Annotated in this window: 12 protein-coding genes; 5 read left to right on the top strand and 7 right to left on the bottom strand. The window is 48.9% G+C overall.

Annotated elements, in window-relative coordinates; all coding sequences use genetic code 11:
- Nucleotides 1-53: 53 nt before the first annotated feature.
- Nucleotides 54-215 carry a hypothetical protein gene (locus tag CWS43_RS27420; RefSeq protein WP_198555905.1) on the bottom strand — a complete coding sequence of 54 codons (162 nt, stop codon included), beginning with the start codon at nt 213-215 and terminating at the stop codon, nt 54-56.
- A 309-nt stretch (nt 216-524) separates the two neighbouring features.
- Here CWS43_RS27420 and CWS43_RS22115 point away from each other — a divergent pair, with 309 nt between their 5' ends.
- From CWS43_RS22115 to CWS43_RS22105, 3 genes are read left to right on the top strand one after another with little or no spacing between them, the layout of a single operon-like run.
- Nucleotides 525-1,016, top strand: coding sequence for an Hcp family type VI secretion system effector (locus CWS43_RS22115; RefSeq protein WP_101079282.1), 492 nt, complete (start codon nt 525-527; stop codon nt 1,014-1,016).
- A 9-nt stretch (nt 1,017-1,025) separates the two neighbouring features.
- Complete coding sequence (locus CWS43_RS22110) at nt 1,026-1,382, top strand: tlde1 domain-containing protein (protein WP_101079281.1); 357 nt, start codon at nt 1,026-1,028, stop codon at nt 1,380-1,382.
- Entirely contained in the window at nt 1,379-1,879 is a 501-nt protein-coding gene (locus tag CWS43_RS22105) for a hypothetical protein (RefSeq protein ID WP_101079280.1), read from the top strand. The genes CWS43_RS22110 and CWS43_RS22105 overlap by 4 nt, the downstream gene beginning before the upstream one ends.
- A gap of 132 nt (nt 1,880-2,011) precedes the next feature.
- Here the strand turns inward: CWS43_RS22105 and CWS43_RS22100 are convergent, their stop codons facing one another.
- From CWS43_RS22100 to CWS43_RS22090, 3 genes are read right to left on the bottom strand one after another with little or no spacing between them, the layout of a single operon-like run.
- Nucleotides 2,012-3,424, bottom strand: coding sequence for an efflux transporter outer membrane subunit (locus CWS43_RS22100; protein ID WP_101079279.1), 1,413 nt, complete (start codon nt 3,422-3,424; stop codon nt 2,012-2,014).
- The gene (locus tag CWS43_RS22095) at nt 3,417-6,566 is read right to left on the bottom strand and encodes an efflux RND transporter permease subunit (RefSeq protein WP_101079278.1); all 3,150 of its coding nucleotides are present in this window, start codon (nt 6,564-6,566) and stop codon (nt 3,417-3,419) included. The genes CWS43_RS22100 and CWS43_RS22095 overlap by 8 nt, the downstream gene beginning before the upstream one ends.
- Before the next feature lie 9 nt (nt 6,567-6,575).
- Entirely contained in the window at nt 6,576-7,709 is a 1,134-nt protein-coding gene (locus CWS43_RS22090; protein ID WP_101079277.1) for an efflux RND transporter periplasmic adaptor subunit, read from the bottom strand.
- Between the two features lie 651 nt (nt 7,710-8,360).
- Here CWS43_RS22090 and CWS43_RS22085 point away from each other — a divergent pair.
- Together CWS43_RS22085 and malI are read left to right on the top strand one after the other, a co-directional pair.
- Entirely contained in the window at nt 8,361-9,863 is a 1,503-nt protein-coding gene (locus CWS43_RS22085; protein ID WP_101079276.1) for a PTS transporter subunit EIIC, read from the top strand.
- Nucleotides 9,864-10,038: 175 nt separating this feature from the next.
- Nucleotides 10,039-11,055, top strand: a complete 1,017-nt coding sequence (malI, locus tag CWS43_RS22080) for a Mal regulon transcriptional regulator MalI (RefSeq protein ID WP_101079275.1) — start codon at nt 10,039-10,041, stop codon at nt 11,053-11,055.
- Nucleotides 11,056-11,230: 175 nt separating this feature from the next.
- Here malI and CWS43_RS22075 read toward each other — a convergent pair whose 3' ends face one another.
- The 3 genes from CWS43_RS22075 to CWS43_RS22065 form a co-directional block, all read right to left on the bottom strand.
- Nucleotides 11,231-12,124, bottom strand: a complete 894-nt coding sequence (locus CWS43_RS22075; RefSeq protein WP_101079274.1) for a hypothetical protein — start codon at nt 12,122-12,124, stop codon at nt 11,231-11,233.
- Between the two features lie 141 nt (nt 12,125-12,265).
- Nucleotides 12,266-12,652, bottom strand: coding sequence for a M15 family metallopeptidase (locus CWS43_RS22070; RefSeq protein WP_101079273.1), 387 nt, complete (start codon nt 12,650-12,652; stop codon nt 12,266-12,268).
- Nucleotides 12,639-12,953 carry a phage holin family protein gene (locus CWS43_RS22065; protein WP_101079272.1) on the bottom strand — a complete coding sequence of 105 codons (315 nt, stop codon included), beginning with the start codon at nt 12,951-12,953 and terminating at the stop codon, nt 12,639-12,641. Before CWS43_RS22065 ends, CWS43_RS22070 begins: the two co-directional genes overlap by 14 nt.
- Nucleotides 12,954-12,978: the final 25 nt, after the last annotated feature.

Genomic DNA, 12,978 nt, shown 5'->3' with positions numbered 1-12,978 from the left:
CGGGCAGCAAAAATCAGGGTTGAAAGATGTGTTCTGTCTAAACGGGGCCTGGTTTATCCCAGCCCCGCATTCACCTGTTTCCCTTCGCGCCCGGGAATGTGCGCGGCTTCGTAAGATCCCTGATGGTTACCGCGTAAACCGGTGAGCGAAGGCGGGTAATACAAAGACTGTGCAGCGCTTTGCGATGAAGCCCGCAGCGCCTCGAACGGCATCATACCGGCAGTGCCGTAATCACCATACCGTTTAAAAAATCACGACGAGTGATACCCGTACTCTTTCCTCAAAATTACACCATCAACCCGCACGGAAGCCGTGTAGCAAAAACATATTTATATGTCTTTGCTGCGGAGATTGAATTTTGATTATGGGAGTCAAGGTCGCAGATGGTTTGTTATCTCGTACACAGGGGCCACTCATCAGTAACAAATTTCTGAAAATTCCATTTTTAAAGGTTCGCCAACGGCTTGTGTAAATATACAGGCATAACGTATAGCCTCAATTTTTTAAAAAGGGATTAATCAAAAATGGCAATTCCTGCCTATTTGTGGCTTAAAGACGATGGTGGTGCACCAATTAAGGGTTCAGTTGATGTAAAAGACCGTGAAGGGAGTATCGAGGTTAATGGTTTAGCTCATGCCCTTGAAATCCCAACTGACTCCAATACAGGGAAAATTACCGGAACCAGAATTCATCATCCTTTCGTATTTGATAAAGAAATAGATTCATCGAGCCCCTATCTTTATAAAGCTGTTACTTCGGGGAAAACGTTTAAATCCGCTGAGATAAAATGGTATCGAATTAACGATGCCGGGCAGGAAGTCGAGTATTTTAATACGAAGCTGGAGAATGTAAAACTGGTGTCATTATCGGCAATGATGTATGACGTAAAAAACCCTAATTTTGAAAAACAGGGACACATCGAATGTGTGGAACTGCGTTACGAAAAAATAACCTGGACTTACGCTGACGGTAACATCATCCATTCAGACTCATGGAATGAACGAGCAATTGCATAAGGAGGATTTATGACCTGGACATATAAGCAAAGCACCGGTGAATTATTTCATGATGGAGTATTCATCGAACGGGGTTATTCAGGCGTCCTGACAAATAAAAATAACCCAGATCGTCAGCATGTTAAAGGAATGGGACCACTTCCCCAGGGGACATATCGGGTGGGAATTGCAACCAGTTCAAAGGGGCCACTTACGATTGAACTGCATCAAACCTCGGGTGAATCCTATGGCAGGAGCTTATTTCGCGTACACGGTGAGAGAAGAAATGGCCCGGCCGGGTTTGCTTCAGCAGGTTGTATCATTATGAGCAACCCTACCCGGCGTCTGATAAGAGGAACCTCAGAAACATTAGAGGTAGTGAGATGAAAATTCTTCCCTTACTTTTTCTCGCTCCATTAATGGTATTTGCTTCAACTACACCTAAGGATATAAGGATAAGTGTTCAAAAATATGGGAGCAACAGTTTTGCATCCAAAATAACAGCAGAAGACTGGTCTGAGACGATTAAAAAAATCTCCACGGGTGACAATGAATGGCTATTGTTAGTCCCGGATTTAGCGCCTGTAGTAAATCTACAACAATCCAATCAACTTTCTGGTGCTCTCTATTACGCCCTGGATGCTAACGCAAAAGAAACGCTCAAAGTGATGTCAATTCTCGATAAGCATCATTACCAGCACCAGCAAGGAACCGATATAGCCTGTGTTCCGCCGTTTGACAAAATAACGAATGGCGAGATGGAAATATATAATCGCATCCGCCTTTCTTTACTGGATACAGGACCTCAGGCCGCGACGTGCCTTTGGATAATGGAAGGTTGGGTCGAAGAGATCAAAGCAAGCAAGGCTCGAAAATCCACATGACGCACAGAACCGTCTGGGGCACTGGGGTCTATTCAACAATGTTGAAATGCTGGGAAAACTCAGGGCTGGAAATACTTTCCTTTCAAACAAAAACGCCGACTTCCGTCGGCGTTTCTTATCAAATCAAAATGTTTACTCCTTCCAGCCGCCGCCCAGCGCTTTATACAAACTGATGTCCTGATTCAGTTGGGCGAGCTGTGTGGTGATCAGCGTTTGCTGGGCGGAATACAGCGAACGTTGCGCGACCAGTACGCTCAGGTAGTTGTCGATACCGCCTTTGAAACGCATCTGCGAGAGATCGTAGTTGCGCTGGTTGGCGTCGGCGTCCTGTGTGCGGGCCAGCAGTTCGTCTTTGTAGGTCGCCTGACCGGCTAAGCCGTCGGACACTTCTTTGAACGCCGTCTGAATCGCTTTCTCATAGTTAGCGATGTCGATTTTCTTGGTGTCTTTGGCGATGTCGAGGTTCGCCTGATTCACGCCGCCGTCAAATATTGGGATATTGATCGATGGCATGAATGACCACGCACCGGTGCCGCCGTCGAAAAGCTTACTCAGGCTGCCGCTTTCAGAACCGGCTGTGCCAGTCAGCGTGATGCTTGGGAAGAACGCCGCGCGGGCGGCGCCGATGTTGGCGTTGGCTGCTTTCAGCGTGTGTTCCGCCGCAATAATATCCGGGCGACGGGTCAGCAGGTCAGACGGTAAACCGGCAGGCGTCTGCGGGAATTTCCAGTTCTGTTGCAGCGTGGCATTGGCCAGCAGGTTTTGCGGGATCGTCGTGCCGACTAACAATGTCAGCGCGTTGACATCCTGACGGACCTGACGCGTGTACTGCGCGATATCGGCCTGCGCCGCCCGCACGGTGGTTTCCGCCTGCACCAGATCCTGCGACGTACTGATGCCGGAATCGTAGCTGCGTTTGGTCAGTTCGTAGGATTTATTCTGGCTGTTGGCGGTGTTGATCGCCAGCTTCAGCAGATCGTTATCCGCCGCCAGGCTCAGATAGCCGGAAGCCACTTCGGAGACCAGTGAGATTTGCGTAGCGCGCTGCGTGGCTTCGGTGGCGAGGAAGGTTTCCAGCCCCTGATCGCGCAGGCTGCGCACGCGGCCAAACAGATCCACTTCATAAGATGTCACGCCAAGATTGGCGCTGTATTGCTGATAGGTCACCGGCCCCGAGCTTTGCGTTGAATACAATCCGCCCGGCAGATGCTGATTGGTTTCACCGGCGCTGGCGTTAAGCGTTGGCAGAAGTGCTGCGCGGTCAATCTGGAAGGCGGCGCGTGCAGTATCGACGTTTAACGCCGCGACACGAAGGTCGCGGTTGTTAGCAAGGGACAGGGTAATCAGCTGGTTCATGGCCGGTTCATTGAAGAACGCCTTCCAGCCGATATCCTGCGCGGCGCTGGTTTTAGCGCCGTCTCCGGCGCTCCAGTTGCTGGCAACCGGCAAAGCCGGGCGCTGGTAGTGTGGCTCCATGGTGCAGCCAGCCAGCAAAGTGAGTGAAAACGCGCCGATAAGCGACAGCGCGAAATGCGGTTTATTCATGGTGTGTTGCCTCAGACGCAGGAAGCGCCTTTTCTTGTTGTTTCGATTTGCGGGTGAACAGATTCACAATCGTCACGTAGAACATCGGAACGAAGAAGATCGCCAGGAAGGTCGCCGTGATCATCCCGCCCACCACCGCAGTACCAATGGAGTGCTGGCTGCCCGCCCCGGCACCGCTGGAAATTGTCAGCGGGAACACGCCGAGGATAAAGGCCATCGAGGTCATGATGATCGGCCGGATACGCAGCTTGGCAGCTTCGACGGCGGCATCAATAATCGACATTCCCTCTTTCTCGTGCAGCTCTTTGGCGAATTCGACAATCAATATGGCGTTCTTCGCCGCCAGCCCGACGGTGGTTAACAGGCCGACCTGGAAGAAGACGTCGTTGGATAATCCGCGCAGCAGCACCGCCCCGATTGTCCCGAGGATCCCGAGCGGGATCACCAGCAGAACTGAGAACGGAATCGACCAGCTTTCATACAATGCGGCCAGACACAGGAACACCACGATGATCGACAGGGTGTACAGCGCAGGCGTCTGCGAACCGGAGAGTTTTTCTTCATAGCTCAGGCCATGCCACGCCACTTTGTAGCCCGGTGGCAGTTTGGCCGCGATTTCTGCGACGGCATCGTTGGCATCCCCCGAGCTGTAGCCCGGCGCCGGTGAACCCATCAGTTCGACGGAAGATACCCCGTTGAAACGCTCGTAGCGCGGTGAGCCGTAAACCCACTTGCCGCTGCCGAAGGCGCTCCACGGCACCATATCGCCGCTGGTATTACGGAAATACCAGTTGTTCAGATCTTCCGGTGTCACGCGGGACGCCGCCTTGCCCTGGATGTAAACGCGCTTCACGCGGTTGTTGTACATGAACTGGTTCACGTAAGCCGAACCCCAAGCCGCCGACAGCGTATTGTTGATGTCGTCGAGGCTCAGGCCCAGCGCCTGCGCGCGTTCGTCGTCAATTTCCAGCTGGTATTGCGGTTCGTCTTCCATCCCGTTCGGGCGAACGGCGGTCAGGCGTTTATCCTGCGACGCCATTTGCAGGAACTGGTTACGCGCGGCCATCAGGGCTTCATGCCCTTTACCGTTGGTGTCCTGAAGGAAGAAGTCAAAGCCGGTGGCATTACCCAGTTCCAGTACGGCAGGCGGGACGAAAGCAAATACGCGGGCATCTTTAATGGTGGCGAAATGTGCCATCGCACGGCCAGCCAGCGCCTGTACTTTCTGCGCGGCATCCGGGCGTTTGGCCCAGGTTTTCAGCTGTACAAAAGCGAGGCCCACGTTCTGACCACGGCCTGCGAAGCTGAATCCGTTGGCGGTAAACACGGAGGATACCGCGCCGCTTTCTTTATCCATCAGATATTCACGTACGCTATCCAGCACTTGCTGAGTACGCTCCGCCGAAGCATTTGCCGGTAACGTCGCCTGAACTATCATGATGCCCTGGTCTTCATCCGGCAGGAACGTCGTCGGTACGCGGGTGAACATGAAGCCGGTCGCGACCACAATCAGCAGATAAATCACCATAAACAGCCGGCGGCGTGTAATCACGGTGCCGACGGCGCTGGTGTAGCGCATCGCCCCTTTGTCAAAGGTACGGTTAAACCAGCCGGAGAAGCCTTTTTGCGATTTCTCCTCGTCATTGTGTTTGATGATAGTGGCACACAGCGCCGGGGTGAAAATCAGTGCCATCAGAACGGAAAGTGCCATCGCAGAAACGATGGTGATCGAGAACTGACGATAGATAATGCCGGTTGAGCCGCCGAAGAACGCCATCGGTACTAATACCGCAGACAGCACCAGCGCGATCCCAAACAGCGCGCCCTGGATTTGTTTCATCGATTTAATCGTGGCTTCTTTCGGTGATAACTTTTCTTCCGTCATCACACGCTCGACGTTTTCTACCACCACGATGGCGTCATCCACCAGCAGGCCTATCGCCAGTACCATCCCGAACATGGTCAGGGTGTTAATGGAATACCCCGCCGCCGCCAGGATCCCGAAAGTCCCGAGCAGAACGACCGGCACCACCAGTGTGGTCACCAGCGTTGCGCGCAGGTTTTGCAGGAACAGCAGCATGACGCAGAACACCAGCACAATGGCTTCGATCAGCGTTTTGACCACTTCTTCAATGGAGGCGCTGACCACCGGCGCGGTCTGATAAGGGAACTCGACTTTTACGCCCGCAGGCAGGGAGGATTCCAGCCCGGCAACTGTTTCTCTCACCGCTCTGTCGGTATCAAGCACGTTCGCGCCGCTCGCCAGACGCAGGGCGATGGCGGTAGAAGGCCTGCCGTTAAAGGTGGAGGAGATGGAGTAACTTTCCGGCCCCAGATCCACATTGGCGACATCGCTCAGGCGCACCTGGGAGCCGTCCGCATTCACTTTCAGCAGAACGTTTTTGAACTGGTTAACGCTGTCGAAACGGGTTTTGCCAATAATGGTCGCGCTGACTTTGCTGTCTTTAACCGTCGGTAATCCGCCGAGAGAACCGGAAGAAACCTGTACGTTTTGTGCTTCAATAGCTGCGCTGACATCACTTGGGATGAGCTGATACTTATAGAGTTTTGCCGGGTCTAACCAGATACGCATTGCGTATTCTGAGCCGAGCACCAGGAAGTCGCCGACGCCTTTGGTACGCACGATCGGGTCTTCGAGTTTGGTGACCAGCAGGTTACTCAGGTCCGAGTTACTCATTTTGCCATCGGTCGAAATCAGGCTGACCAGCAGCATGAAGTTGGCCTGATATTTGGCAATACGGATACCCTGATTGACCACTTCGGTGGGCAGTTGCGATTCGGCCAGAGACACTTTGTTCTGTACCTGAACCTGCGCGATATCCGGGTTAGTCCCCTGATCGAAGGTGGCGATAATGGTGGCACTGCCGTCGCTGTTACTTTGTGATTCGATGTAACGCAGGTTATCCAGCCCGTTAAGTTGCTGTTCGATAACCTGGACGACGGTGTTCTGCGCGGTTTCCGCTGACGCACCCGGATAGGTGACGCTGACGGAAATCGCCGGTGGCGCAATATTCGGATACTGGTTGATCGGCAATTTCATGATCGACAGCGCACCGGCAATCATGATGACGATAGCGACCACCCAGGCGAATATCGGGCGATTAATAAAGAAAGTAGACATTCAGCTCACCTATTGCGCGGAAGGATCGGTCATCGCGAGATTAGCCTGTTCGGCAGGGGCACTGGTTTTGCGCTCGGTGGCATTCACTTTTGCTCCAGGCCTGACGTTCTGCAATCCGTCGGTGATCACCTTGTCGCCGTCGTTAAGGCCCTGATTTGCCAGCCAGAAGCCTTTCATCATCTGACCGGTGGTGATGGAACGCTGCTCGACGGTGTTATCGGCTTTCACCACGTAAACGTACGGCGCGCCTTTCACGTCATGCATGATCGCTTCCTGCGGTACCAGGATCCCCTTGTCATCCACACCCTGTTGCAGCTCGGCGTGAACAAACATACCCGGCAATAATTCGTCATGCGGATTTGGGAACGAGGCGCGCAGGGTCACGGAACCGGTACTTTGCGACACGGTGACTTCTGAGAATTCCAGTTTGCCCGGCAGGGCATATTTGCTGCCATCTTCCAGCGTCAGATTGGCCTGCGCGGCGTTTTCGCCGGCGGACTGCAATTTTCCGGAAGCCAGCGCGCGACGCAGTTTGAGCAAATCCTGTGAGGATTCGTTGACGTCAACGTAGATAGGATTGAGCTGGTCGATCGTGGTCAGATATGCCGTCTGGCCGCTGGTGACCAGCGCACCTTCGGTGTACAGCGAGCGGCCAATGTGCCCGGAAATCGGGGCGTACACTTTGGTGTATTGCAGGTTTACGCGGGCTGTTTCAACATCGGCGGCAGCTTCACGTTCGGCGGCGACGGCATCGTCGTATTGCTGACGGCTGACGGCTTGCGCGTCGACCAGCGGTTTATAGCGACGTGCAGTGGCATCGGCACTTTTCCAGGTTGCCATCGCGCGATCGTATGCCGCCTGATAAGTAGACGGATCAATCTGATAAAGCTGCTGACCCGCTTTGACCTCGCTGCCTTCCACAAAAAGACGTTTCAGGATCACACCATTCACCTGCGGACGAACTTCTGCGCTGCGTACTGCAGTGGTGCGTCCTGGCAGGCTGGTGGTCAGGGTAACGGGCTGGCTGTGTAATGTAACGACATCCACTGCAGGCGTCGCGGCTGCCGGAGAGGCAGAACTGGCGGAACCATCACATGCGGAAAGCAGTACAACTGTACTGACAGAAAGAAACTTCAGGCGCATAGAATTCACTCTTTGTGGGGAATTGAGAATAACCGTTCTCAACAAGTTCTCCACTATACGAGAGCGCCAGAGTTCGCTGTGTAAGGATATGGTTATGACCCATGTTTCGATGTTTCTAATTATGAGGAAAATGTTGCACAATAACCCCTTGTAAATAAGGGGGTTTAGTCTTTTCGTGCAGTCGTAAATGGGTGCAATATTGTTACTTAGCAAACTAACAAATAAGCCATAAGAATAATTATTAGTGGAATATTCTAAAAGTGAATGAAATGTTAGGTGTCTGATAAGTGTGATCCAGATCAAACAAATTTATACATTTTAACCCGGCACTTACCAGAAAAGGCTGAGGGATCCCAGAAGTTACCGTTACCTTATGGCCCGAGAGCGAGCAGTTCTCACATTTGCTTGTTGCCAGCCGTACTGAACGACGGCCAGTTGCAACCCCCATGCCCACAGTCCGATGTGGGCTTTTTTTTGCCTTTAGCACCGCTTTATTTCTCCTTCTTGCAGCGTCACTTCACATTCTCTGAAGAATTCAATTTTGAACAGACCCGGCCGCTTTCATTGCATCTTGGGTTATTGCATTATAAGTATAACGTTATAGTAGAACGTTATACTTAACTTAACTGTTTAAATAATAAGGATATTAGGATGAGTGTGTTTTCTGGCTTTATTAAGTCATTATCAAAGTTATCCATGATAGGAAGGGCGCTTATGTTGCCCATTTCACTGCTTCCTGCGGCGGGTTTGTTACTGGCCTTTGGCGACCGTTTTCATTTGCCCTTGATGATGAATGCGGGGGGCGTAATTTTTGATAATTTGCCACTGCTATTTGCAATTGGCTCTGCAGTAGGATTGGCTTCGGAATCGGGCATTGCGGCGTTATCCGCAGCGGTATCGGTTTTAACCATTAATGTCACCATGGGAACCTTACTGCATATCACGCCGGAAATGGCTGCCGCAGGCGGGAAATATGCGATGGTTTTGGGGATACCGACTTTACAAATGGGGGTATTCGGAGGGTTGATTTCAGGGATCCTTGCCGCCTGGTGTTACAACAAATTCAATACATTACAGTTACCTGAATTTCTTGGGTTTTTCTCAGGAAAGCGTTTTGTGGCTATTGCCACGGCTTTCTTGTCTTTTCTGCTGGGAATGGCTTTACCCTGGGTTTGGTCTTACATCCAGGCGGGCATTGACGGGCTTTCTGTGGTGGTCAATGGAGATAATCAGGTGCTATCAACCTTCATTTTCGGCACGGTTGAGCGCGCGTTGATCCCGCTAGGTTTACACCATATCTGGTACCCCTCTTTCTGGTATTCGTTTGGCGAATACACTACAAAAGCGGGCCAGGTCATTCATGGCGATCAGACAATTTGGTTCAAAATGCTCGAGGAGGGTGTTAAATCTTTTAGCAGCGGTAGCTATCAGAATGCAGGGAAATTTATGCAGGGAGAGTTTCCCCTGATGCTTTTTGCTTTACCTGCGGCGTGCCTGGCGATGTACCACGAAGCGAATACCAAAAATAAGAAAATTGCTTTCGGTATTCTGTTTTCAGCCGCCCTGACGTGTTTTCTGACGGGAATTACGGAACCTGTTGAATTTACATTTATTTTTGTTGCACCTATCTTGTATATTTTCAATGCTTTCATGGCCGGAATTTCCTATATGTGTATGTATCTGCTCAATGCGCATATTGCTAAGTCCTTCTCTGCAGGCTTAATCGACTATATTTCTTTTGGCATTTTGCCATCCCTCAATGATTACCAGACTAACTTCCTCAGCGCAGTGTTCGTGGGGATCCCGATGGCGATAATTTACTATTTCACTTTCCGCTTTGTTATCCGACGTTTTGACATTAAAACACCGGGCCGCGCAGATGCGATGGTGAATTGTGATGATAAAACTGATGCGGAAATTTCTTATGAAATTATAAGCTTACTGGGTGGTCAGGAAAATATTCTCTCCATAAGTTCTTGCATAACACGCTTGCGGCTGGAGATTGCAAAGAGTGAATTAGTCAATAAAGATGGCCTGAATCAGGTCGGGGCCAGGGGGGTAGTATTTGTAGGAGATAAAGGTATACAGGTGATTTTTGGTGCAAGGGCACAATTTATTGCTCAGACAATGTCTGATATCACCGCGAAGCCATAAAGCTTTACGGGGCGTCTCTGCTGTCCCGACGATTCTTTCCGATGCATCATGCCTGTGGCCTCCAGGATCCTGAAATTCCTGGGCATTCCTTTATGCAAATATGATAATAATGACTTGGATCCTCAGGGAGGCCGCATGCCATCGATTGAGAAGAACATAAGTAGCAAGAGGAAGAATGAAAAAAGTAAACATCACCGATGTAGCGAAATTTGCGGGAGTCTCCGTCTCCACTGTTTCTCTGGTTTTGCGGCAGAAAGGGAAGATTTCTGAAGCGACTATCGAAAAAATTCGCTCGGCTATCGATACTCTGGGGTATGTCCATAACGTAGCGGCAGCCAACCTTCGTTCTAATACCTCAAATCTTATCGGGCTCATTGTCAGCGACCTCAATGATACCTTCTCCATTAAAGTCATGGCGAGCGTTGTCCGGAAACTTGAGTCATTGGGTTATATGGTATTTTTGGGACAGCCTGAGGATGATAAAGAGCAACTCCAAAAGTGTCTAAAATCATTTATTCAGCAGGGCGTCGCTGGGGTTATCTATTTTTCCGTAGATCATTACTCTTACGGAATTCCTGGGCCAATAACTGAAAGCCATTTACCTGTTGTGATTGTTTCAAAATCAGAAATACAGGGTTCTTATGATGTCGTTCAAAGTAATAACCGTGAAGCGGGAAATAGCTTAGTTCGTTATCTTATCGATCGCGGGCATCGCAATATTGCTTATGTCGGTGGTGATGAAAATTGTTTGATCCGCGCAGAGAGGTTACAAGGCTATCAGACTGTTTTGCAGCAATATGGTTTACCGTTTCGTGATGCCTGGGTGTTGCCTTGTGAAGATACCACTTATGCCGCCAATGCTGCAGTTAGCAGTTTGCTCAAGAAATATAATAATATTACAGCCATTTTGTGCCATTCTCCTTCAACAATTATTGGCTGTATTAATGGTGCTTACCAGGTCGGACGAACTATAGGGAAAGATATTTTCCTGACACAGCAGATTTCTATTGCTGGTTTTGAAGATATGGCTTACATCAATCTTACCTCTCCCTCTTTAACTTATGTCTCTTCCTCCAGTGAGGATACGGGTACAGAAGCTGCTTTATTAATAATGAAAAAAATAAAGGACTCACAACAAGAGACTCAGAGGGTACTCATTTCCAGTCAGCTTGTTATTCGTGAATCGGCCTGATGTTATTTTATTACGATAGTACGGGTCGAGATATTATTGAATCACAAATAAAAAAATACCAGTCTCAATGCGAGACTGGTATATCTGACAAAACGTCAAATTAATAACTGAAGATGTTTTTTATAATTTACAAGGTAAAAACATAATTGTTGTATGAGTTTATCTTTACTGATTATTAAACCGCTGATGACAAGGCGCAATAATCTTCAGTGCAGGTGGTGTCTTTCAGTATGGATTTGTATTTTGACTTGTCTAATGTGTAAATATAGAATTCTCTCTGATTATTCAGGTTGTCCTCGTAATCCTGAGTCCATTGTGTCCGGTAGTGCGCGTCGAAAATATCATGCATCTTGGTGTTTTTATATTCCCCTGGCTCACATTCGAATTGATATGAAAATAACCCATTAGCCGTACGGGCATTGAGTTTATCAAACTCTACAAAACGATCCTGAGGATTGGCTGAAGTATACGGCTCATCTTCAACAAAGATGATTTGAGCTTTCGCATTATCACCTGCCAGGAAGGCAGCATGAAGAATTGCTTCCCTGACGTTGAAATGATCGACATGGCTGCCATTAGCAATCAGGCAAAGAATAACCGTATTCTCTTGCATCATCATCCACGTATATTGGCTGATAAGGCGGTTGTACATATCGATCTCTTGCGGTCGAAACGTTGAGAAATCCCCCGCAGAGCCGCCACCCGCCGTTAACGCGCCAGTGTAACCGCGAAGAGGTGCATCCCACTCGCCCAAAATGCCCTGCATCCATTGATAACTGTCGCTGAACAGGTCATTACAGCCCAACGTATCTTCTTCTATACGTGCCTGGGTCACGCGCTGGATTTGTTCCTCAGATAACAGGCCTTCCTGATAGTTAGCAAAGAAGTTTGTGCGACTGCAGGCGACAAAAGAACGTGCCACCGTCGTTAATACCCCCAGTGCTTTTGCTTTAATAATAAAGCTGCCACACCCAAGGATGGTGTCATCATGATGGGGAACGGCGAGGATCAGGTTATCACCGGCTTTCATTGGAAAGTTTTCTGCTGTGCCTTTAATTACGTTATTCATATTTAGTCCTTTAATAGTGAATTTTTTGGCGTTATATTTGCCAGTTTTTTTGTAAAGATGTATTGGTTACCAGATGCAAGTCAATTATGCATCCGAGAATAAAATCATTTCTTTGTACAACTATGAGTATTCATGTTTACATTATGGATATTTTCTCCTTGATAGTTCAAAGTGTGTACCATCGTTTAAATCATCCCATTTTCCTCCCCACTCTATTTCAATTGATAGCGTTTTTGATAATTCAATGATTATGTCGGCTATTGCCTGATAATACTTGAACTCCCAAGATATCGTATTGTTCGGTAGAGCGAAAATATCAACAGCATGACCGGTAATATGTCGGCTATTATTGGTCAAAGATTTTCCTTTCGCGACCAGTTCAAGTTGCCTTTTTTTACTTCTGAGGCCTTCAGAAATCCCAAAATCGACAGTAGATAAAATTAATGCTTGCCTCATGATTTTGCATAAATCAGGATGCACTCCTTCAAGATTATCTTCTGAGCTCTTACTGAATTTATAATGTTCCATGTTTGATTTCTGTTAACCTCCTCCAGTAATAATCTAAAGCGGCAACCCCCATAGCACCCGATATGCCACATATAGCCAGAGTTGTATGAAACCCGGAACCCATGCTTTCCGATACAAGGCCGGCTAATACGCCAGTGAATGCCGATATTATAATTTGTGCTATTACTGAGATTAAACTTCGGCATATCTTTCCAGAGCGAACATCTATAATATATCTGACCACACCTCCCCATGATGCAAAGATAAAAATATACAGCCAGTTTATGTAGTTATTATTTGACGGGTCTCTCCATGGCAAAATATACCTCCTTTATAGAACGGTTTAT

The organism is Rahnella sp. AA, assembly GCF_002834385.1.
Taxonomy (GTDB): Bacteria; Pseudomonadota; Gammaproteobacteria; order Enterobacterales; family Enterobacteriaceae; genus Rahnella.
This window is presented reverse-complemented; position numbering and strand designations above follow the sequence as displayed.

What these genes read in the sequence shown, in the direction of transcription:
- CWS43_RS22095 (WP_101079278.1), bottom strand. Translation starts at nt 6,566, where the DNA reads ATGTCTACTTTCTTTATTAATCGCCCGATATTCGCCTGGGTGGTCGCT.
- CWS43_RS22090 (WP_101079277.1), bottom strand. Translation starts at nt 7,709, where the DNA reads ATGCGCCTGAAGTTTCTTTCTGTCAGTACAGTTGTACTGCTTTCCGCA.
- CWS43_RS22070 (WP_101079273.1), bottom strand. Translation starts at nt 12,652, where the DNA reads ATGGAACATTATAAATTCAGTAAGAGCTCAGAAGATAATCTTGAAGGA.
- CWS43_RS22105 (WP_101079280.1), top strand. Translation starts at nt 1,379, where the DNA reads ATGAAAATTCTTCCCTTACTTTTTCTCGCTCCATTAATGGTATTTGCT.
- CWS43_RS22075 (WP_101079274.1), bottom strand. Translation starts at nt 12,124, where the DNA reads ATGAATAACGTAATTAAAGGCACAGCAGAAAACTTTCCAATGAAAGCC.
- CWS43_RS22085 (WP_101079276.1), top strand. Translation starts at nt 8,361, where the DNA reads ATGAGTGTGTTTTCTGGCTTTATTAAGTCATTATCAAAGTTATCCATG.
- CWS43_RS22110 (WP_101079281.1), top strand. Translation starts at nt 1,026, where the DNA reads ATGACCTGGACATATAAGCAAAGCACCGGTGAATTATTTCATGATGGA.
- CWS43_RS22100 (WP_101079279.1), bottom strand. Translation starts at nt 3,424, where the DNA reads ATGAATAAACCGCATTTCGCGCTGTCGCTTATCGGCGCGTTTTCACTC.
- CWS43_RS27420 (WP_198555905.1), bottom strand. Translation starts at nt 215, where the DNA reads ATGATGCCGTTCGAGGCGCTGCGGGCTTCATCGCAAAGCGCTGCACAG.
- CWS43_RS22115 (WP_101079282.1), top strand. Translation starts at nt 525, where the DNA reads ATGGCAATTCCTGCCTATTTGTGGCTTAAAGACGATGGTGGTGCACCA.
- malI (WP_101079275.1), top strand. Translation starts at nt 10,039, where the DNA reads ATGAAAAAAGTAAACATCACCGATGTAGCGAAATTTGCGGGAGTCTCC.